Source organism: Paraburkholderia sp. AV2 (assembly GCF_054968425.1).
This window is the reverse complement of record NZ_JBANLK010000015.1, coordinates 24699-43147: the sequence shown is the minus strand read 5'-3', so window position 1 is coordinate 43147 and position 18449 is coordinate 24699. Positions and strand designations below refer to the sequence as shown.

At 63.5% G+C, this 18449-nt stretch carries 19 protein-coding genes and 1 pseudogene; 10 read left to right on the top strand and 10 right to left on the bottom strand.

Annotated features, from left to right (window positions below):
* The first annotated feature begins 22 nt into the window (after positions 1 to 22).
* The 8 genes from V8683_RS13185 to V8683_RS13150 all read left to right on the top strand — a co-directional run bounded on the left by V8683_RS13185 (position 23) and on the right by V8683_RS13150 (position 7683).
* On the top strand, positions 23 to 1267 hold the full coding sequence (locus V8683_RS13185) for a branched-chain amino acid ABC transporter substrate-binding protein (protein ID WP_411190879.1): 1245 nt from the start codon (positions 23 to 25) through the stop codon (positions 1265 to 1267).
* Between the two features lie 41 nt (positions 1268 to 1308).
* Entirely contained in the window at positions 1309 to 2256 is a 948-nt protein-coding gene (locus V8683_RS13180) for a branched-chain amino acid ABC transporter permease (protein WP_411190881.1), read from the top strand.
* A 39-nt stretch (positions 2257 to 2295) separates the two neighbouring features.
* The gene (locus V8683_RS13175; protein ID WP_411192489.1) at positions 2296 to 3570 is read left to right on the top strand and encodes a branched-chain amino acid ABC transporter permease; all 1275 of its coding nucleotides are present in this window, start codon (positions 2296 to 2298) and stop codon (positions 3568 to 3570) included.
* Positions 3567 to 4334: an ABC transporter ATP-binding protein gene (locus tag V8683_RS13170; protein WP_411190882.1), complete on the top strand. Its 768-nt coding sequence runs from the start codon at positions 3567 to 3569 to the stop codon at positions 4332 to 4334. The genes V8683_RS13175 and V8683_RS13170 overlap by 4 nt, the downstream gene beginning before the upstream one ends.
* Complete coding sequence (locus V8683_RS13165; RefSeq protein ID WP_411190883.1) at positions 4334 to 5053, top strand: ABC transporter ATP-binding protein; 720 nt, start codon at positions 4334 to 4336, stop codon at positions 5051 to 5053. Before V8683_RS13170 ends, V8683_RS13165 begins: the two co-directional genes overlap by 1 nt.
* Before the next feature lie 103 nt (positions 5054 to 5156).
* Positions 5157 to 5609: a MaoC family dehydratase gene (locus V8683_RS13160; protein WP_411190885.1), complete on the top strand. Its 453-nt coding sequence runs from the start codon at positions 5157 to 5159 to the stop codon at positions 5607 to 5609.
* A gap of 48 nt (positions 5610 to 5657) precedes the next feature.
* On the top strand, positions 5658 to 6440 hold the full coding sequence (locus V8683_RS13155) for an SDR family NAD(P)-dependent oxidoreductase (protein ID WP_411190886.1): 783 nt from the start codon (positions 5658 to 5660) through the stop codon (positions 6438 to 6440).
* 181 nt (positions 6441 to 6621) lie between these two features.
* Positions 6622 to 7683, top strand: coding sequence for a GSU2403 family nucleotidyltransferase fold protein (locus V8683_RS13150; protein WP_411190888.1), 1062 nt, complete (start codon positions 6622 to 6624; stop codon positions 7681 to 7683).
* Positions 7684 to 7861: 178 nt separating this feature from the next.
* On the opposite strand, the gene V8683_RS13145 is transcribed toward V8683_RS13150, so the two are convergent.
* Together V8683_RS13145 and V8683_RS13140 are read right to left on the bottom strand one after the other, a co-directional pair.
* Positions 7862 to 8239, bottom strand: a complete 378-nt coding sequence (locus V8683_RS13145) for a DUF1493 family protein (protein ID WP_411190889.1) — start codon at positions 8237 to 8239, stop codon at positions 7862 to 7864.
* Entirely contained in the window at positions 8239 to 8670 is a 432-nt protein-coding gene (locus V8683_RS13140; RefSeq protein ID WP_411190890.1) for an STM2901 family protein, read from the bottom strand. Before V8683_RS13140 ends, V8683_RS13145 begins: the two co-directional genes overlap by 1 nt.
* A gap of 250 nt (positions 8671 to 8920) precedes the next feature.
* Here V8683_RS13140 and V8683_RS13135 point away from each other — a divergent pair, with 250 nt between their 5' ends.
* Positions 8921 to 9319 (top strand): GyrI-like domain-containing protein, encoded by a 399-nt coding sequence (locus V8683_RS13135; protein ID WP_411190891.1) that lies wholly within the window; start codon positions 8921 to 8923, stop codon positions 9317 to 9319.
* 400 nt (positions 9320 to 9719) lie between these two features.
* Here the strand turns inward: V8683_RS13135 and V8683_RS13130 are convergent.
* The 4 genes and pseudogenes from V8683_RS13130 to V8683_RS13115 form a co-directional block, all read right to left on the bottom strand.
* A pseudogene (locus tag V8683_RS13130) lies at positions 9720 to 9911 on the bottom strand (GPW/gp25 family protein); the annotation flags it as partial.
* 173 nt (positions 9912 to 10084) lie between these two features.
* On the bottom strand, positions 10085 to 11674 hold the full coding sequence (locus V8683_RS13125; RefSeq protein WP_411190893.1) for a phytoene desaturase family protein: 1590 nt from the start codon (positions 11672 to 11674) through the stop codon (positions 10085 to 10087).
* Positions 11675 to 11686: 12 nt separating this feature from the next.
* On the bottom strand, positions 11687 to 12238 hold the full coding sequence (locus V8683_RS13120; RefSeq protein WP_411190894.1) for a VOC family protein: 552 nt from the start codon (positions 12236 to 12238) through the stop codon (positions 11687 to 11689).
* A gap of 34 nt (positions 12239 to 12272) precedes the next feature.
* A complete protein-coding gene (locus V8683_RS13115) occupies positions 12273 to 13718 on the bottom strand; it encodes a purine-cytosine permease family protein (RefSeq protein WP_411190895.1) in 1446 nt (481 codons plus the stop codon).
* 264 nt (positions 13719 to 13982) lie between these two features.
* Between V8683_RS13115 and V8683_RS13110 the strand changes: the two genes are divergently transcribed.
* Positions 13983 to 14966, top strand: coding sequence for an AraC family transcriptional regulator (locus V8683_RS13110; protein WP_411190897.1), 984 nt, complete (start codon positions 13983 to 13985; stop codon positions 14964 to 14966).
* Between the two features lie 19 nt (positions 14967 to 14985).
* On the opposite strand, the gene V8683_RS13105 is transcribed toward V8683_RS13110, so the two are convergent.
* From V8683_RS13105 to V8683_RS13090, 4 genes are read right to left on the bottom strand one after another with little or no spacing between them, the layout of a single operon-like run.
* The gene (locus V8683_RS13105; RefSeq protein WP_411190899.1) at positions 14986 to 15813 is read right to left on the bottom strand and encodes an SDR family oxidoreductase; all 828 of its coding nucleotides are present in this window, start codon (positions 15811 to 15813) and stop codon (positions 14986 to 14988) included.
* Positions 15810 to 16436, bottom strand: coding sequence for a cysteine hydrolase family protein (locus V8683_RS13100; protein WP_411190901.1), 627 nt, complete (start codon positions 16434 to 16436; stop codon positions 15810 to 15812). The genes V8683_RS13105 and V8683_RS13100 overlap by 4 nt, the downstream gene beginning before the upstream one ends.
* Positions 16433 to 16969: an aromatic-ring-hydroxylating dioxygenase subunit beta gene (locus V8683_RS13095; protein ID WP_411190902.1), complete on the bottom strand. Its 537-nt coding sequence runs from the start codon at positions 16967 to 16969 to the stop codon at positions 16433 to 16435. Before V8683_RS13095 ends, V8683_RS13100 begins: the two co-directional genes overlap by 4 nt.
* Positions 16969 to 18294 (bottom strand): aromatic ring-hydroxylating dioxygenase subunit alpha, encoded by a 1326-nt coding sequence (locus V8683_RS13090; RefSeq protein ID WP_411190904.1) that lies wholly within the window; start codon positions 18292 to 18294, stop codon positions 16969 to 16971. Before V8683_RS13090 ends, V8683_RS13095 begins: the two co-directional genes overlap by 1 nt.
* Positions 18295 to 18449 lie beyond the last annotated feature (155 nt).

Here is an 18449-nt window from a genome sequence, read left to right as displayed (position 1 = left end):
GCCCACACCAAGGAGACAATTGATGAGAATGTTGCGTTCGTTGTTGGTTAGCACGGCCGTATGTTCAGCGTTGATGTCTGGCGCCGCAAACGCGGAGACCGTCAAGATCGCCTTTATCGATCCGCTGTCCGGCCTGATGGCGTCGCTGGGAACGAATCAGCTGCACAGCTGGCAATACACGGCCGAATGGGCCAACGAACATAACTGGGCAGACGGCACGAAGTTCGAAGTGGTCGGGTTTGACAACAAGCTTTCGCCGCAGGAAAGCCTGACCCTGCTGAACCAGGCGGCCGACCAGGGCATTCGCTACATCGTGCAGGGTAACGGCTCGTCGGTGGGCCTCGCGCTGGAAGATGCGGTGGCGAAGTACAACGAACGCAATCCGGGCAAGGAAATCATCTACCTGAATTACGCCGCGGTGGATCCGTCGATGACCAACGCCCGGTGCGACTACTGGCACTTCCGCTTCGACGCGAATGCGGACATGAAGATGGATGCGCTGACGACTTTCCTCGCGCGCGACAAGGACGTCAAGAAGGTCTATCTGATCAATCAGGACTACTCGTTCGGCCACGATGTCTCGCGCGTGGCACGTGAGGATCTGAAGGCCAAGCGTCCGGATATCGTGATCGTCGGCGACGACTTCCATCCGCTCGCACGCGTCAAGGACTTCTCGCCTTACGCCACCAAGATCAAGGCATCGGGCGCCGATACGGTGATCACGGGTAACTGGGGCAGCGATCTCGCGTTGCTCGTCAAGGCCAGCAAGGACGCCGGCGTGACGGCCAACTTCTACACCTATTACGGCGGCACGACCGGCGTGCCGACCGCCATGGGCTCGTCCGGTGCCGATCACGTCAAGTACGTGGGGGTGTTCGGTCCGAACAGCACGGACAACCCGGCTGTGGTGGGGCAGATCATCGAAGGCTACAAGAAGAAGTACAACGACGACTACTACCTCGCTACGGCCTATACCGCCATTACGATGTTGAGCAAGGCGATCAAGGAAACGAAGTCGAGCGATCCGGTCAAGGTCGCCAAGGTCCTCGAGGGAATGACGGTAGACGGCATGAACGGTCCGGTGACGATGCGCGCCGCCGATCACCAGGCACAGCAATCGCTGGTGATCGCCACGTGGACGAAGGCTGACGGCAAGACCGTGAAGTATGACCAGGAGAATACGGGCTACGGCTGGCGCACCGACGTCCAGCTCGGACCGACGGCGGCAACGCAGCCGACCACGTGTCAGATGAAGCGGCCGAACTAAACGCTCTCCCGCCGGGGCAACTTCACAAGGATGATCGGGCAGTGGAATTTCTGACCATCTCTCTCTTGAACGGCATCAGCTACGGGCTGCTGCTGTTCATGCTTTCGTCGGGCCTGACTCTGATCTTCAGCATGATGGGCGTGCTCAACTTTGCGCACGCCAGCTTCTACATGCTCGGAGCGTACTTTGCCTTCACCATCGCCAGCAAGCTCGGCTTCTGGCCGGCGCTGGTGGTGGCGCCGGTGCTCGTCGCCTGCGTCGGCGCGCTCGTCGAACGTTTCGGCCTGCGTACGGTACACAAGTACGGACACGTGGCGGAGCTGCTGTTTACCTTCGGGCTGTCGTATCTGATCGTGGAAGGCGTCAAGCTGGTCTGGGGACTGGAGGCGGTGCCGTACGCGATACCGCCCGAACTCGACGGCACGCTGTTCAAGGTGTTCAGCTCGGACTTTCCGAAGTATCGGGCCTTCATGATGCTGGTATCGATCGCGATGCTCGTGGGGTTGTATCTGCTGCTAACGCGCACGCGCATTGGCCTCGTTATTCAGGCGTCGCTGACCCACCCCGAAATGGTCGAGTCGCTGGGCCACAACGTGCAGCGCGTTTTCATGATGGTGTTCAGCGGCGGCTGCGCGCTGGCCGGGCTGGCCGGCGTGATCGGCGGCAATGCGTTCGTCACTTCGCCGTCGATGGCCGAGTCGGTGGGGACCATCGTGTTCGTTATCGCGGTGGTCGGCGGAATGGGTTCGCTGCCGGGCGCGTTCATCGCGTCGCTCCTGATCGGCATCATGCAGACATTCGCGGTCACGATGGACACTTCGCTCTCCGACCTGTTTGCACTGGTTGGCATGAAAGTGACGGACAGCACGGTTCTGTCGTCGCTGTGGCGCATCCCGGTATCGCAGGTTGCGCCGATTCTGCCTTATTTGCTGATGGTGCTCATGATGATCCTGCGACCGCGCGGGCTGCTCGGCAAGCGGGAGGGCTGAACGATGAAACCGCTCATTCAGGCCAGTGCCGGTTCGACGATGCAGCACCGCCGGCTGTTTCATCCCGCCCATTCGCTGCGCTGGGTTATCTGGGGCGCCACGATCCTCGTGATGCTGGTGATGCCGCTCCTGTTTTCCAGTGGCTTTGCGATGGCGCTGCTCTCGCAGATGGGCATCATGATCATCTTCGCGCTGTCGTACAACATGCTGCTCGGTCAGACCGGCATGCTGTCGTTCGGGCACGCGGTGTATTCCGGGCTAGGTGCGTTCGTGGCCGCCCACGTGCTCAACATGATCGGTGCGGGCGAGTTCCCACTGCCGGTTTCGCTGCTGCCGATTGTCGGCGGCCTGGGCGGGATGCTGTTCGGTGTGCTGTTCGGCTATGTGACCACCCGCAAGTCAGGCACCACGTTCGCCATGATTACGCTCGGTATCGGCGAAATGGTGGCGGCCAGCTCGCTCATGTTTCCCGGGTTCTTCGGCGGGGAGGGCGGGGTGCCGACCAATCGCACGGTTGGCCATGCGGTGCTTGGCATTACTTACGGCCCGGCGATTCAGGTCTATTACCTGATCGCCGCCTGGTGCCTCGTTTCGATGATTGCGATGTACGCGTGGACGCAGACGCCGCTTGGCCGCATGGCCAACGCGGTACGGGACAACCCCGAGCGTGCCGAGTTCGTCGGCTACAGCACGCAGCGCGTGCGCTACCTCGTGATGATCCTTTCGGCGTTCTTTGCCGGGATCGCGGGCGGCCTCTCGGTGATCAACTTCGAGATCGTGACGGCGGAGAACGTCGGCGCCGCACAGTCCGGCGGCGTGCTGCTCGCCACGTTCATCGGCGGCGGGGCGTTCTTCTTTGGCCCGATCATCGGCTCCATCCTTTTCGTGCTGTTCGCGGTCGCGCTGTCCAATCTCACGCATGCCTGGTTGCTCTATCTGGGGCTGTTCTTCGTGCTGATCGTGATGTACGTGCCGGGTGGCGTATCGAGCCTGCTCATGAAGCAAGTCCCCCTCATCGCCGCGCGCAAGCTGCACCGCATGCTGCCGTCCTATGCAGTGATGCTGGGCGCGGCGCTGATTGTTCTCAGCGCTCTGGTGCTGACCGTGGAACTCGTCTACAAGATCCAGATCGATAGCGACAACGGTACGGTCATGGCGCTCGCGGGCCTGAATTTCGATGCCGCTTCGTGGGTACCCTGGGCCGCTGCGGCGGTGCTGTGGGTGGTGGGCGTACTGGCCGCGCGTGTGGCGGCCGCACGGGTGCGCAGCGCGTGGGATCAGGTGCAACGGGAAATCGCAGGGAGCAGCGCATGACGGCCGCGTTGGAGTTACGTGAAGTGCGCAAGAAATTCGGGCGCACGGAGATCATTCGCGGCGTCAACCTGGATGTCGTGAAGGGCGAGCGTCATGCGCTGATCGGTCCCAACGGCGCCGGCAAGTCGACGACGTTCAACCTGATTTCGGGGCGCTTTTCGCCGAGTTCCGGTACGGTCAAGCTCAACGGCGTGGATATCAGCGGGTTGCCGCCGTACAAGATCAACCGCATGGGGTTGTCGCGCAGCTTCCAGGTGACGAACATTTTTCACCGTCTTTCGGTGTTCGAGAATTTGCGCTGTTCGGTGCTGTGGGCGCTCGGTTACCGGTATTCGTTCTGGCATCGGTTAGGACAGTTACGCGACGCCCGCGAGCGCGCCGATGAAGTGCTCGAACTGATCGGGTTGCAGGACCGGCGCGACACCCATGCCGGACTGTTGACCTATGCCGAACAACGCGCGCTCGAAATCGGCATCACGATTGCCGGCGGCGCCGAGGTCATCCTGCTCGACGAGCCCACGGCGGGGATGAGCCGTTCGGAGTCGGACCATGCGGTCGAACTGATACACAAGGTCACGGTCGGCAAGACGCTGGTGATGGTCGAGCACGACATGAGCGTCGTCTTCGGCCTCGCAGACCGCATTTCGGTGCTGGTCTATGGCGAGGTGATTGCCACCGACACGCCGGAAGCCATCCGCAACAACCGCAGCGTGAAGGAAGCCTATCTGGGCACCACGCTGGACGAACCCGCAGGTGCGCATTGATGGGATCCTCTACTCCGATGATCGAGGTGCGCGACCTGCATGCGTACTACGGCAAGAGCCATATCCTGCACGGTGTCGAGATGCAGGTGGGCGAGGGCGAGATCGTCGCGCTGCTTGGACGCAACGGTGTAGGTCGCTCGACGCTGGCCAAGTCCATCATGGGTCTCGTCCGGTGCGAGGGACATATTCTGCTGCGCGGCAACGACGTGCGGGGGCTGCGGACCTTCGAGGTCGCGCACCGTGGAATAGGCTACGTGCCGGAAAACCGAGATATTTTCCCTACGCTGACGGTTCGGCAGAACCTGTTGCTCGGCGAAAAGCGTAATCCGAGCCAAAAGAAGCCGCGCTGGCAGCTCGATGACATGTACCAGATGTTCCCGCGCCTGAAGGAGCGGGCGGACACGGCCGCCGGGGTGCTGTCCGGCGGTGAGCAGCAGATGCTGACGCTGTGCCGAACGTTGATGGGCGATCCGGATTTCATCATCATCGACGAGCCGACGGAAGGACTGGCGCCTCTCGTCGTCGCGCAGGTGGGCGAGTATCTCAAGACACTCAAGGCGCGCGGGATTTCGGTGCTGCTCGTCGAGCAGAAACTGGCTATCGCGCTGGATATTTCGCAGCGCGTTTACGTCATGGGCCACGGGCAGATGGTGTTCGAAGGGACACCTCAGCAGCTCAAGGCCGATGCCCGCGTCCGGCAGGAATGGCTGGAGGTGTAGGGCGCGAGAACAGGCCAAACAGGCCAGCCTGAGGTATCGCTTCGCTTCGGCGCATATTTTGCCAAATCGACAGGAATCCTTATTGTTATTGGAGGGATGATTCTTGAAAGTCTTCGAGCAACTCAGCGAACTTCAGACCTGCGTGGGCGAAGCGCTCGGCGTGGGCGAGTGGATGACGATCGACCAGCAGCGCATCGACCTGTTCGCCGAGGTCACACACGATCATCAGTGGATCCACGTCGATCCGGAACGCGCGGCGGCGGGCCCGTATGGCACGACCGTCGCCCACGGCTTTCTGACCCTGAGCCTGCTGCCGGCCCTGTGCGCGAGCGCTTTCGGCGTGTCCAATATACGCATGGGCGTCAACTACGGGCTCAACCGCGTGCGCTTTCCTGCGCCCGTTGCCGCTGGCAGCCGCATCCGTGCGGCTTGTCGGCTGCTGGAGTACACGCCGCTCGAGAACGGGGCGCAACTCACGGTCGAAGCCACCGTGGAGTGCGAAGGCTCAACCAAACCCGTCTGCGTCGCGGAGATGGTGTCGCGACGCTACGGCTGAGCGAGCAACACGAAGTGGACGATCTGGATTCCGAAGGGAGAAGGCGCTATGCGTTTCAAGGACAAGGTAGCCATCGTAACCGGCGCGGCCAGCGGTATCGGGCGAGCGACCGCCCGACGGCTCTATGACGAAGGGGCGACGCTCGCGCTGATCGACCGCAATGCCGACGCACTCGCAACCGTGGCCGACGGCATGGAGCGCGCACGCGTCTGGTACACCGGCCTCGACGTCGCGCGCGAAGACGACGTGGCGAACTGCGTAGACCAGGTGCTGCGCCAGTTCGGCGCGATCGACGTGCTGTGCAACAACGCGGGTATCGCGGGTGGCGATTACTCGCCGGTCAGCGAGACCAACACGGACGTCTGGCAGCAGATCCTCGCCGTCAACCTGATGGGCGTCGTGCATTTCACCAAGTGGGCCTCGCGTTCGATGATCGAGCGCAGCCGCGGCGCGATCGTCAATACCGCGTCCGTGGCCGGCGTGCGTTCGGGCGCGGGCGGGAATGCCTACAGCGCCTCGAAGGCAGCGGTCATCAATCTCACGATGACGAGCGCGTGCGATCTCTCGCCCTGGCATATCCGCGTCAACGCCGTATGCCCCGGACTGATCGAAACGGGCATGACGGCTCCGGTGTTCGAGCGGGCGCGCGCGCAGAACAAGGAAGACCGGCTTGGCTACCGGTGCGAACTGCGACGCCCGGGACGCCCCGAGGAAGTGGCCGCCGCCATCGCGTTTCTCGCGAGCGACGACGCGAGCTATGTGACCGGCCAGGCGCTGCCGGTGGATGGCGGCAATACCGCTTCGCTGAATTTGCCGGGAATGAAGGTCTGAGACCGGCTGGGGCAGGTGGGGGAGAGGACTGCATGGAGATCCGGGCTGCCTGGTGGTCCAGGCTATACCGAAGTGCTCGCATGGTCCGGCAAGTATTTCAGTAGTTCTCTAAAAATTACTGAAATACTCAGGCAGGCCGTTTTTCAGTAAAATATTGGAAATTACTGAAAACGGGCTCGACATGCACGGTTTTCCCCTTTACCAGCGCCACGACCAGGCTTACTGCGCCCAGTTTGCCAATATCGAGCAGGCGGCTGCGACGCAGGACAGGGTACTCATCGGGGCGCCGGGAACGATCCTCGAGCACAGGCGCGGAGACCTCGTCTACTACGCCCGGCAGTTCATGAACGCCGAAGGCAGGAAACAGGAGGAGAGCCTTGGCGGTCCTCGCGGCGACCCGGATGTGGAGGCGCGCGTCGAGGAAATACGCGACCGGATCCTGCAAAGCAAGGACCTCGTGAACCGCATCCGCGAACTCGCGAAGCTGGGCTTCCAGGTTGCCGACAACAAGACTTACGCCACGATGGGCGTCCTGTACAACCATGGTCTGTTCCAGGCCGGAGCCGTGCTCATCGGCTCCCACGCGTATGCGGTGTTGCTCAACAGCCTCGGTATCAAGGCCGTCGCTTACGAGACGGAGGACATCGATATCGCACGCGGGCGGCAACTCGCGCTGCAGCACGTGCCCACGGGCGGCCTGCTTGCCATCCTGAAAGAGACGGGCATTGCGTTCGTGGAAGTGCCGCCGATGACCCGCGGGGAGCCCTCGACGTCTTACAAGCAGGCCGGCGCAACCCGCTTTCATGTCGATCTGCTGGTGCCGTCGGACGACGATTCGTTTCCGACGATCGCCGTACCCGAACTGGGCGCGCACGCGACGGGGCTTCCGTATCTTGCGTACCTGCTAGGCCGGTCGCAGTTGAGCACGCTGCTGTCGAGACACGGCGCGGTGCCCGTGCGCGTGCCCGATCCGGCGCGCTTCGCGATCCACAAGCTCCTGGTATCGCGCCTGCGCACCAACATGCTCGTGAAATCGCACAAGGACGTTCAGCAAGCTTGCGTATTGCTCGCGATGCTCGGTGAGCACAGAACGGGCGATATCGAAGCGGCCTGCGAGGAACTGCCGGCGTCGGCTCGTGCGCTCGTGCGCCGAGCGTTGCCCGAAGTGCGCCGCTTGCTTGCGGTGCATGAAGGTGCGTTAGGTGAGTTTGAAACGGGTATCGGGGCATGGCGGAAAATGTGATAATTTATCTTATGTAAAATTTCAAGGACTAGTCCGAGCATTTAACATTTGGCGTGCGAGATCCGAGGGAGAGTTTGCGGCGGTCCTTATCCGATGGCGGACGCTCGCCTTCGAGCTCCCTCGGGCATGGCGGTCGGGAAAGCTGTTGGCACGCGCCCAATTGGCGATTCAGCGTGCGCTATCGTTCTGTGCTATGTGGGAATATCGCTTCGATTTCTGCGGTATCCCATCGCCCGCGCTTCATCGCCTCAGCCAACATTCCCAGCGTCAACGGGACGGTAGTTTCGCGTCGGTAGCGCTTCGAGAACAGTCCGAGGAAGCCGGACACCAGTTCCTGACCTTCTGGCCGGAAATAGCGGCGGTACGGGAAATCTTGCACCTGCACCTTGAACGTTTCCGCCCACTTGTCGATAAATTCGACAGCATCCAGCCCGGTTAGACCTAAATCGTCCTCAAGACGGGATGCCGGTAGCAAATTGAGCTTCCCGCCGAATAGCGGTCGCCCAAGTTCTTCCCGCGCGAATAGTTCGAGCTGCTTCCAGACATCGCTATTCATCAAAGCACCCGATCTTCCGGCTTCACAATGCGGTTATATACCATCACCGTCTTGCGCATAATCAGCGTCGCGTCTACCGCCAAAAAAATTTCCCCGACTATCGGAATCGTACGTCCGACCCAGGCACCGAGGTTTCGCGTAAACGCAATGCGAACGCCGGAAAGCCCTGCGCCGGTAATCATCGGCAGCCGAACGGCGACCTTGACCGGCAGCAACCTGCGCGCGACCAACGAGGCGACGGACGTGCCTGCTGTCGCGCCGGCGAACTTACCTGGCGCTGGCACGTCAGCCTGGCCTAGTAGCATGGCTGCCGCCGCACTCAAATCACCGAACCCAAGCTGCTTTTGCGTCTCGTCAATTGCCACATAAACGAACAGATCAACAGGCCTTAGATTTTGATGGATGCCGTATGCGTAATGATTTTCGCTCATTCAAGTCACCATTATTTCGGAGAACCCTACTCTCTTAATATCCCGATATTTTCACGCGAATCCGGTACTTTACCTGACATGCTCGTCGCTCACCTTCTTCCGTTTGCCATTTATGCAAAATTAATGATTGCGGGTATACAAGTGCCAAACAATTGCGAACGCGGCCCTTTCCTGACGTGCCTGACAGCGTCTCCCTGACATCAGGATACGGTATGCTTCAAGTTGACAGGCTCAAAATGGGAAATTCGGGATGGAACCAGGGGTTGAAAATATTTCGCGCTTCAGCGTATCTGGCTTAACCGTTCGCACGACTAACCGTGCCGAGTTCAGTCAGGACACCGCAAAAATTCCAGACTTGTGGGAGCAATTTTTCTCAAGGGGACTGGCAGATAACATCCCGAATCGGCTGCCGGATGCGCCAATTTTTGGCGTGTATTCCGCTTATGAATCTGATGCCACGGGCGCTTACGATCTGACGGCCGGTGTGTCCGTTAGCCAGCGAAATCCCGACTTTAGAAATATTGGGATTCAGGACGGCAAGTACCTCGTCTTCGAAGCCAGCGGTCCAATGCCCACTGCCGTTATTCAAACCTGGGCTGCCATCTGGGCATATTTCGAACAGCATCCCCAGTTCGGCGCAGCTTTCTGACGGATTTTGAATCTTGGTGCGGCCCAGAGGAAGTTCAGATTCATATTGGCGTCGAGACATCGTAAAGATGTCGCGAATAGGTGTTTCGGCGGCAAACGATCCTCGTGGCTCGGTGGCGATCACCGCGCCACCGTCACGGGCTAACAACTACAAAGCAGCCGCAGTGCTATCCGCACGCTGAGGCTTAACATACGTAAAAGTCTGTTTATTGAGGGCACCCCGTCTCGAAACCCAAGTTTTTCTAGATGGGGGTAGCAGTGATTTCCAGCTGCATGCCGAGAGTAGAGAGCGCGGCCGCGATAATGTAGATCTTGGGTTTGAAGCCGGAAACCGTCACGGGCAGCTCGGGGAATATCTCGGCCTGCCCGCGTGCGAGCGTAAGCGTCAGGCGCGGTTCCTATTGCATAGGGACAGTCGCTATCGCGGCATAGACGCGGATGCGCATCGCGCCATTGTTTGGGGCGTCGATCAGGTCGGGAATGTCTGAGCCGAATGCACGGCGCTTGATGCGTGAGGCGAGCGGCGTCGACAGGATTTGTCCGATCGACTGATACAGATGATCGAGTCCGCTGAGCGCGCGTTTACGAGTCAAGTCGCCCTGCTCGCGGTGCGCGTGTTTCGGCAGGCTGATGCCCTGGGATTTCACTTCTTTAAGCACAACGCGCTGTACTACGCGGGTTGCGTTGCATCCGTTGACCGTGTTGCCTTTCCTCCCGCACAGTCACTTCCCCCAAGCCCCCACAAACACCGTGCGTCCCCCTCCCCTCAACCCGCCCGACTCAACCGGTTCGCCGCAAGCCACCCCGACCCGCCCCCCAGCCCCGGCCCCGGATGCGTCGACGCCCCGATCTGGTAAAGCCCCGCATAAGGCGTGTCATGCCCGCGAGCGCCCTTCGCACCCGCGAACGGGCGCAGCCAGAAAAACTGATCCGGCGAGCACACGCCCGAGTACGGATCACCGCCCACGAGATTGCAGTTCATCCCCTCCAGATCGGCGGGCGAACAGGCGCGCCGCCCGACGATCTTCGCGGCAAGCCCCGGCATGACGCGTTCGAGCCGGCTCTGAATACGATCCGCTACACGTTCGCGTACCGCCTCGGTCCAGCGGCCGTCAGCGGGTACGTCGATCTCGCCGGCCGCGTCGCCTGCCAGGCGCGACGGCATCTCCTGCATCTGCAGCCACAGGATCGCCCCGCCTTCGGGTGCGCGCCCCGGATCGACCGCCGTCGGCTGGCCGATCGCGATGGTCGGCCGTGCCGGGATGAGGCCGTTGTTGGCTTCGGTGACCGACATGCAGACGGTCTCCATGCTTTCCGTGAGATGCACGAGCGGTACCTTCGCCAGCTCCGGGTCGCACCAGTCGGGTGGCGACGAGAGCGCGAAGTGAATCTGCATGTCGCCTCGCCCGAAGCGATAGGCGCTTGCCCGCTCGCGCCATGCGCCCGGCGCGTCGGGCAACAGGCCGTTGTAGAGCTGCGCGGGCGTCACGTTGCACACTACCGCCTCTCGCGCGCGCAGTGCGGCGCCGTTGGCGATCACGCCGACAGCCCGGTTTTTTTCGATCAGCACACGCTCGACATGCGTGCCGAGCAGAAAGCGCCCGCCGTGACGCTCGATCACCGCGCGGAACGCCTTGACGATATTCGCGCTGCCGCCTTTCACCACCGGCATGCCGCCCGCCACGACGGCCGCGAACGTGAGCTTGCCGATGAGCGCCGAGCTCGCGTCGTCGGGGCCGAGGCCCGTGTGCAGCGTCCACGGCGCGATGGCGGCGCGGGCGAGACCGGAACGCAGCTCGCGCATGCCCCAGCGTCGAAAGCTTTCGAGCGACTGCGCGCCAAATGCCGCGAGTCCGTCGACTCCGCGCCGACGCCACTCGCTCCACAGGAGCTTAAGCATCGGCCAGCTATACGGATTATTGCCAAGCAGTCCGAACGTGAGCGCCGCATCGGCGCCGAACAGGCGTTCGGCGGCGGCCGCGAACGCCGCGCCGTCGCCGGTGCAGTGCGCGTCGAGGCGCGCAGCCGTGTCGGCCACGTCCTGGCGGAATGCTAGCGAGCGGCCGTCCGGCGTCACGATGCCTGTCGAGTAGTCGCCCTGCGCGAACTCGAGCCCCGCCGCATGCAGTTCGTCCTTGAGCTCGGCATAGCCGGGACTGCCAACGAATAGCGGATACCAGGACGACATCACGTCGTGGAGGTAGCCGTCGAACAGTTCCTCCGTGCGGATACAGCCGCCCGGTTGTGCGTTGCGCTCGATCACGAGCACGCGCTTGCCGCGGCGCGCGAGCAAACCCGCGCACACGAGCGAATTCATGCCGCTGCCGACCACGATGACGTCTGCTTCGTCCCCCATCTACCCTCCTGTTTAGCCGTGTTGCACGGCGCGCGCGTAGAGCGGCGCGTCGGTGCCGTCCATGAACGGCAGGTGTCCGTACTCGACCAGCTCCCACTGGTTGCCGAACGGATCGAGGAAATAGTTCACGCGCAGGCCCGCGCAGGGGCCCTCGTCGATCACGATCGGGCCGTCCATCACGGCGACGCCACGTGCGCGCAGGAAGGCCAGCGCGGCGTCGAGGTCTGCGACCTTCAGCGCAATATGGCTCGCGCCGAGATCGCAATTGCGGCGCGGATCGGTGCGCGCGTCGGCGGGCAGCTCGTAGCGGAACAACTCGAGCATCAGGTTCTTGCCGAGCGCGAGCATGGCGAGCGTAAGGCGCGCGCCCTCCACGTTCAGATGGGCGAGCGTCCAGTCGCGCCCGTCGGCAGTGCGCGGCAATTCGCGCGCATCGAACGGTCCGAGACGGTACAGCTCGATGGCGCCCAGCACGTCGCGATAGAAGCGCACGCCTTCGTCGAGATCGGGTACGGTGAGCGCGACGTGATCGACGTGCATCAGTCCAGGCAAGGTGTTCTGCATGGTTGTCTCCAGGTTCGTGTCGAGGCGACGAGGCTCACGGCAGGCTGCGCGCGCCGCCGAGCGCGGCGACCGGCCTGAACACGGTCAGTCGCAGTGCGGGATAAAGCACGACGCACAGAATCAGCGTAGAAAAGAATTCGACCGGCACGAAGCGGTTCAGCACGTAATGCGAGAGCAGCACTGCGACGATTGCCGTGATGACGCCCGCCCAGTTGACGGTCTCGCTATCGCCGAAGTTGCCGGCATCGGCCACGCCCGCACCCGTGACCCGCCGCACGATAAAGAAGTCCGCCACGATCACGCCCGCAAAAGCGGTGGTCAACACGCCGAGAATCGTGATCCACGAGTTGACGAGCGCAAGGATCTGGCCGTAGAGCATCAGGAGGCCGATCACGTTCGCGAGGATCACGAACATCAGGCGGCCCGGGCGCCAGTTGAAGGCGTCGAAGAGATTCGAGAGCGAAAGCGAGGCGCTATACGTGTTGATGACTTGCGCCTTGCTTTGCGCGAGCACCATCAGGAGCGCGCCGAACGCACCGCCGAACACGACGAATGCCGCCGTGATGCTGTCGGGGCTTTGCAGCGCGGCCTGCGCAGCCGCTTCGCGCGTCATCCCCTCGGTGTGGACGTAGAAGTCGATCAGCGCCGGAATGCCTGCGTACATGATGATGCCGCCAAGGCTCAGCATGGCGATGTCCATCATCAGGTTGCCGATCAGCGCGGCCACGCCGATGTCGCGCGAGCTGCGCGCGTAGCGGCCAAGGTCGGCGTCGACGAGCGCAAGTGCGCCGGCCGATCCGATCAGCACGTTCACGCAGAAGACGAACTTGCCGATGTCGGTGCTCGCGCCCATGCCCGCCAGCACCTGGGGCGGAAACTGCGAGCCGAACGCGAGCAGGTCCGCCCCGCTATGCGGCGCGCCCGCAACGACGACATAGGTGATGTACGCCAGCACGGCCAGGAACGCCACGAGCGTGATCGACGAAACGCGGGCGACGAGCGTGAAGCCATAGGCCGTGAGCAGCACCCAGACAGCCGAGAGGAGTCCGTAGATTACGACACGCGTCGTCACCGTATCGGCGAGGTGGAAGTAGAACACGAAGCCGCGATAGAGCAGCGCGTTTTCGAGCGCGAGAAAGCCGATGATCATGAACGCGAAGATCAGCGACGAGATTACCGAGCCTTTCCTGCCAAAGCCGAAATGACGGGACAGGACCGTGCTCGACAGGCCCGAGCGGTAGGCGACATGGCCGCAAGCCCAGCCGAGCAGCGCGCCCACGATGGTCACGCAGGCGCCGGCCGCGAGCGCGATCTTGAAGCCGGCGACGAACGTGACGAGCGCGCCGAGAAAGAGCTGCACGAGTGTCGTTACGATGCCGGCGGTGTTCCATGAAAGGGCGAGCCAGCCCTGGCGCGCGTGGTCGGGTACGCGTTCGAGCGCATGGTCCTCGATCGCGGAACTCAGATCGGTTTCACTCATTCAGATCTCCGTGCGAAAAATTATTGGTCTCCGCCCGCGCCGAGCTCAGCGCCCCACTGGGCCCACCGGGACGGGGCCATTGTTGAAGGGCAATATCCGGCGGGCTAGCCGGTTTGCGCAGCAAGGAGGCCGAATTGCGCAGCGGCCGCGCGCCGGGACGGTTGCCCGCCCACCCCGGGCAAACGCGAATTTCGACTCGCTTTCCGCGCGGATATGCTTTAGGCTTAAAGGAATGACGCGAATATTCCCGTCCGCGAGCGCCCCATGCTGCCGATTACGTCCACGCTCGAATCGTCGTGGCTGAACCGCTACCGTCTGTTCGAGTCGTCCGATCTGGAGGACACCCGCGAGCGCGTCTCGCGCGTGCTGCAGCCGCACCGGCTACTGCCCGGCCGGTTGCGCCACGGCCTGCACGCCTACGTCAACTGCGCGTCGTTCGGCAACCTGTCGTTCGGCTCGATCGGCTATGCGAGCACGATGAACGTCGATGCGGGCGAGGTCGACGACTATTACCTGCTGATTCTGGCCCCGAAGGGCTATGGCGACGTGACGGTGGGCACGCAGCGCATGATCGTCGGCCAGTCGCAGGGGATCCTGGTCGGGCCGCGCACGCACTTCTCCGGCACCTTTTCAGACCATAGCGAGCAATACTTCCTGCGCATCAATCGCGATGCCCTGCTCGCCCACTCGGGCCACGCGCAACTGCGTTTTGCCAGCGCGATCGATCTTTCGAGCCGTGCGCTCGCGCCGCTCGTGGTTCAGCTCGCGGCGCTCGCCGCCTCGCCGGAGACCGTGCAGCTCGCGCAGCGCGACAGCCGCGTCGCCGTCGAGCTGGAACGGCTCATCGTGACGCTGCTGCTCGCGGGCCAGCCGAACGACGCGCTGCCGCCAGGCCGCGAATGGGTTAGCGTGCCGAGAGCCTTGCGTCGCGCGGAGGCCTATATCGCCGAGCATGCGCTCGAGCCGCTGCGCGTGAGGGACATTGCGGACGCGGCCGGCGTGCCGGTGCGCACGCTGCTGCACAATTTCAAGGTATTTCGCGAGACAAGCCCGATGCAGCGCGTGCGCGACGTGCGCATGGAGCACTCGCACGAGCGATTGAGGCACGCGGGCGAGTGCGAGCGGGTGGCCGATGTCGCGCTCGCCTGCGGCTTCGTCAATCTGGGGCGCTTTGCGAAGGCCTATCGCGAACGCTTCGGCGAATCGCCTTCCGATACGCTGCGCAAGGCACGCGCGCAGCACGGTTAGCACGTTCACCGGCCTCACGTCACGGCTGCCGCGCGAACCAGTCGCGCGGCGAGACGCCCTGATCGGGGCCGAGGCTCGAAAAACCGCCGTCCACGGGCACATCGACGCCCGAGATCCACGAGGCGTTCGCCGAGCAGAGAAACGCGACCACGCGCGCAATCTCCTCGCCGCGCCCCACGCGCCCAAGCGGATGGAGCGGCTGGCCGACACGATCGGCGAGCGCGATCGAGCCGCTGGCCAGGCGTTCGAGCGAGGGCGACCACGTCCAGCCTGGCGAAACGCTCACGGCGCGCAGGCCGCGCGGGCCCAACTCCATGGCCAGGTTGCGCGTGAGCTGGAGCAGCGCGGCTTTCGAGGCCGGATAAAGCGCCCTGCCCGCCGCGCCGAACTTTCCGCCGGTGCTGCCGAGATTGACGATCACGCCGTCGCGCCGCAGATGCGGCACGGCTTTCCAGGCGAGGATGGCGGCTGAAACGAGGTTCACGTCGAGCAGGCGGAGCCATTGCTCGCGTGTCGAGGCAAGGCCGGCGTCGTCATAGCTGCACGCATTGTTGACGACGATATCGAGCCCGCCGAACGTGCCGATCGCGGCTTCGATCGCGCGGTCGAGCGCGGCGTCGTCGGTGACGTCGGTTTCGACGAAGCGCGCCGCGCCGCCGATCGACGCCGCGACCGCACGGCCCGCCTCGGCGCCGAGCCCAGCGATCAGCACCGCGGCGCCCTCATTCGCCAGGCCGCGCGCGATATCGGCGCCTATGCCCTGCGCCGCGCCCGTGACGATGGCGACCTTGCCGTCGAGACAGCCCATGCCCCTGCGTGGCGCTTCGGAACGCGAGCCTGAGTTCATGAGGTCTCCCTGGCATCGCCATTGCCAAAGATATCGGCGACAGTCGAGATCGTCGCAACAAGCCGCATCGATTCGAGCGACGCATCGTGCTGGCGCGGGTCCGCGCACGCGCAGGCATCGGCGGCGACGGCCGCGGTATAGCCGAGATCGACCGCGTGACGCACGGTCATCTCGACCGTCGAATGCGTGGCGACGCCGGCGACCACCAGATGACGCACGTCGTGCGCCGCGAGCAGTTGTTCGAGCGGCGTGCCGATAAAGCCGCTCGTGCGCCGATGATGGAGCACGTAGTCGAGGGCGCGCGCGGGATCGGGTTCGAGCCCCGGGTAGAACTGGGCGCCCCACGTCCCCTCGCGCAGCGCGCCCAGTTCGGCGGTTCGCGCGAAGATCGGCGCGTTGCGCAGCAGGTCCGCGTAGTCCGCGCGAAACGCAATGCGGATGTGGATCAGCGGCAGTTCGCGTCGGCGCGCGCGTTCGAGCAGCGAGCGCGCAGCACCCAGCACGGCTGCGCGCTCCGATTGCGCCCCGTCGAAACCCACCCGGATCTGGCCGCCCGGATCGACCACATCGTTCTGATAGTGCAGCGCGATCACCGCGGTGCGCGCGAGCGAGACCGCCGTCACAGGAACACCTCCAGGTTCGCGAGCGCGTCGGTGGAATTGACGAGGTCGATGCGCTTCAGATAGATCTTCCAGTCGTCGCCGGTGTCGATCTTGTGCGTGACGAGGCCCGCGAGCGTGCGCTGACCGAGCCGCCACTCGTTGACGAGCAGCGTGGAGTGCACGATCAGCCGCCCGGCCGTATCGCGCCCCTCGATCATCACGTTGCCGATCAGCCGCGCCGTGCGCGTGGCCGGCTGCTGCGACCAGTTGCGAGCATGGGTCACGCGGCGCGCGCGGACCTGGCGCAGCGTCGCGTCCTCCCAGAAGAGCGAGATGTGATCGTGCGGGCTCGCCTGCCCCGGTTCGTGCGGGACCCAGTACATGCCGTCCGGCGTGAAGAGGTCGAGCCAGGCGTCGAAGGCGCGCGTATCGAGCAGGCGCGCCTCGCGATAGAGGAACTGCTCGGCTTCGGCCCGCAGGGTTGTGTCCAGCGGGCCCGGCGCGACGGAGCCGGCCGCCGCGGTCGAAACGTCGAAGGTCGGGTCGTGCAGCATCAGGCGTCTCCGCGGTTCTGTCCGGTTTCGTCGATCATGAAGCGCTTCCATGCGGCGAACTGGTTGCGCATGGGCAATTCGCTCGTGCCGTTGAGCGACACGAAGCCGTCCTCCACGGCGCGATCCGTGCCCGCGTAGCGATGCAGGCTGACCCAGTCGCCGCCGCGCGTCTGGTTGCCTTCCTGGCAGCGTGCGTAGACTTCGACGTCGTCGGGCATGACGTTCGACGAAGGCGAGTTGATCACGTTTGCGTACGTGAGCGCGCGGTCGAACACGGCTTCGGGCGCGCCCTTCAGGCGGAATACCTGGATTTCGACGAGCGTTTTGTCCACTGCAAGCGGACGGATCACGCGAAACTGCTGGAATACGGTGTGCGGCGAACCGCTGCCGTAGATCACCGTGTTGTGACGGTTCATGCCGAGAATCTGCCGCGCGAGTTCGTCGCCGCGGGCCGCGGCCAACGTCGTGAAATGCGCATTCGAAACCGGGTCGCGATTGGCCGCCGCTGGGTCGAAGATGCCTTCCATGTAGCCGTGCCCGTACTCGTAGGCGCGCAGTTCGAGTTTTTCCCAGAACTCGTAGGGCTCGCCGTTGCCGTCCATGATTAGCAGTTCGAACGGCTTCGCGCCCAGTTCCTGCGCCTGCGAGCGCGCGGAAACGACCGACGATTCGTGCGTGACGCGCGCGTGCATCGTGTCGTGCAGATTCTCGTAGAAGATCTTCCAGTTCGAGCGCTGCAAGACGCGGAACACCCCGCCCGCGACTTCGACTTCGCCAACCGGCGAGCGATCGCACAGATTGTCGATCGACGAGGCCACGCCATTGAGAAACGTTTTCAGGTCCGGCCCCTCCGCGGCCTGGCTTGCGAACACGAAGCCGCGATAGTTCTCGACACGGGCGACCCGGCGCATCGAAAAATCCGGATGCGCCGGATCGAAGCCGGTATCCTGCAGGCCGTTGCGCAGCGGCGCCGAGAGGTGCGTGCCGTCGAGCCTGAACGTCCACGCGTGATAAGGACAGCGGAAGAACTTGCCGGCGCAACCGCCCCCGTCGGGGACGATCTTCGCGCCCTTGTGCGCGCACCGGTTGTAGAGAACATGAACCTGCCCGTCTGCGGCACGGACCATCACGACATCCTGATCGCCAATGCGCGTGGCGTGATAGTCGCCAGGCGCCTTGACCTGGCTTTCATGACCGACGTAGATCCAGGCTCGACCATAAATCCGCTCCATTTCCAGATCGAAGATCTCGGGGTCGGTGTAGACACGCTTGTTGACGCTGTCCGGCCGAACGAGGCCGGATAGCGTTGCAGCAGTAAGAGTCATGCCGATTCCTTACAGGGTGAAATTGCAGACCGAGGACGAGGCACCCGCCCTTCGCGCGCGAGATGCGCGTACGGATAGACTGTATGGCCGCGCAATGGCCGTGAATATCCGCGAATCGCAGCGCGTGGCCGGCACGCGCAGGAAATCGGGCCAGT

What these genes read in the sequence shown, in the direction of transcription:
- V8683_RS13185 (WP_411190879.1), top strand. Translation starts at nt 23, where the DNA reads ATGAGAATGTTGCGTTCGTTGTTGGTTAGCACGGCCGTATGTTCAGCG.
- V8683_RS13175 (WP_411192489.1), top strand. Translation starts at nt 2,296, where the DNA reads ATGCAGCACCGCCGGCTGTTTCATCCCGCCCATTCGCTGCGCTGGGTT.
- V8683_RS13170 (WP_411190882.1), top strand. Translation starts at nt 3,567, where the DNA reads ATGACGGCCGCGTTGGAGTTACGTGAAGTGCGCAAGAAATTCGGGCGC.
- V8683_RS13165 (WP_411190883.1), top strand. Translation starts at nt 4,334, where the DNA reads ATGGGATCCTCTACTCCGATGATCGAGGTGCGCGACCTGCATGCGTAC.
- V8683_RS13155 (WP_411190886.1), top strand. Translation starts at nt 5,658, where the DNA reads ATGCGTTTCAAGGACAAGGTAGCCATCGTAACCGGCGCGGCCAGCGGT.
- V8683_RS13150 (WP_411190888.1), top strand. Translation starts at nt 6,622, where the DNA reads ATGCACGGTTTTCCCCTTTACCAGCGCCACGACCAGGCTTACTGCGCC.
- V8683_RS13145 (WP_411190889.1), bottom strand. Translation starts at nt 8,239, where the DNA reads ATGAATAGCGATGTCTGGAAGCAGCTCGAACTATTCGCGCGGGAAGAA.
- V8683_RS13140 (WP_411190890.1), bottom strand. Translation starts at nt 8,670, where the DNA reads ATGAGCGAAAATCATTACGCATACGGCATCCATCAAAATCTAAGGCCT.
- V8683_RS13135 (WP_411190891.1), top strand. Translation starts at nt 8,921, where the DNA reads ATGGAACCAGGGGTTGAAAATATTTCGCGCTTCAGCGTATCTGGCTTA.
- V8683_RS13125 (WP_411190893.1), bottom strand. Translation starts at nt 11,674, where the DNA reads ATGGGGGACGAAGCAGACGTCATCGTGGTCGGCAGCGGCATGAATTCG.
- V8683_RS13120 (WP_411190894.1), bottom strand. Translation starts at nt 12,238, where the DNA reads ATGCAGAACACCTTGCCTGGACTGATGCACGTCGATCACGTCGCGCTC.
- V8683_RS13115 (WP_411190895.1), bottom strand. Translation starts at nt 13,718, where the DNA reads ATGAGTGAAACCGATCTGAGTTCCGCGATCGAGGACCATGCGCTCGAA.
- V8683_RS13110 (WP_411190897.1), top strand. Translation starts at nt 13,983, where the DNA reads ATGCTGCCGATTACGTCCACGCTCGAATCGTCGTGGCTGAACCGCTAC.
- V8683_RS13105 (WP_411190899.1), bottom strand. Translation starts at nt 15,813, where the DNA reads ATGAACTCAGGCTCGCGTTCCGAAGCGCCACGCAGGGGCATGGGCTGT.
- V8683_RS13095 (WP_411190902.1), bottom strand. Translation starts at nt 16,969, where the DNA reads ATGCTGCACGACCCGACCTTCGACGTTTCGACCGCGGCGGCCGGCTCC.
- V8683_RS13090 (WP_411190904.1), bottom strand. Translation starts at nt 18,294, where the DNA reads ATGACTCTTACTGCTGCAACGCTATCCGGCCTCGTTCGGCCGGACAGC.